General features: G+C 66.3%; 1 protein-coding gene. It reads left to right on the forward strand.

Translation table 11 applies throughout. The annotated features are described in order from the left end of the window. Positions 1-89: 89 nt before the first annotated feature. A partial coding sequence (locus tag ABZY20_RS37360) for a hypothetical protein (protein ID WP_356448007.1) occupies positions 90-1,136 on the forward strand: 1,047 nt, incomplete at its 3' end.

A 1,136-nucleotide genomic window follows, 5' to 3' on the forward strand; every position in this document is an offset into this window, starting at 1 on the left:
GCCGACGGTGGACGGTGCGTATCGCGCGATCGGGTTGCTGCCCCCGGTGGCGGAGACGGCCGGTGCCGGGGCCGTGGTGACGGTGTGAGGTGAGGCCCGGCGGCTACTCGGTCGAGTTCGGCCGCACCACCGGCGGCGTCATCAACGCCGTCACCCAGTCGGGCACCAACGAGTTCAAATACGGCGCCGAGCTGGTGTGGGAGCCCAAGTCGCTGCAATCGGGCGGCGACAACCATTACGACCGCAGCGGCGACCCGTTCCGCATCGCCAGCCGCGACAAGCGCGACCGCACCAACCTCAACGTGCACGCCTCCGGGCCGATCGTGAAGGACAAGTTGTTCTTCTACGCGATGTACGAGTTCCGCGACTATCGCCCGGAAAGCACCAACGATGCGGGCAGCACCTTCTTCAAGGGCAAGGCCGACAAGGGCTTCTGGGGCACCAAGCTGGACTGGCAGATCAACGACAGCCATCTGCTGGAGTTCCTGGCCTTCTCCGACAAGAACGAAACCACCACCGACAACTACCAGTACGACTTCGCCCGCGGCAGCCGCGGCGCGGCCAGCAACACCCAGTACAGCGAGGTCGGCGGCACCAACTGGGCGCTGACCTACACCGGCTACCTGACCGAAAACTTCTCGATGAAGGCGCTGTACGGCGAGAACAAGCGCGACCGCATCGCCAGCAGCCTCAACGACCAGGACTGCGACGCGGTGCAGGACCGGCGCGTGGCCGGCAATCCGCAGATCGGCTGCGTGTCCTCGGCGCTGATCGAAAACGGCGCCGACAAGCGCGAGGCCGCGCGCCTGGACTTCGAATGGCAGCTCGGCGACCACCTGCTGCGCTTCGGCCTGGACCGCGAGGTCAACACCTCCGACAACGAGAGCTTCTATCCGGGCCCGTCGCGCAAGTTCTACCAGATCTACCCGACCGTGCCCGGCACCACGCTTGAGAACGGCGGCGTGGTCCCCGCCGGCGTCAACGCCTACGTGCGCGCGCGCCAGCAGGAGGTCACCGGCACCTTCGAGACGATCAACTCGGCCTACTACATCGAAGACAACTGGCAGGTCACGCCCGACCTGATGCTCAACGGCGGCGTGCGCGTGGAAGCGTTCAACAACAAGAACGGCGCCGGC

Source organism: Streptomyces sp. NPDC006624, from assembly GCF_040611555.1.
Classification (GTDB): Bacteria; Actinomycetota; Actinomycetes; order Streptomycetales; family Streptomycetaceae; genus Streptomyces.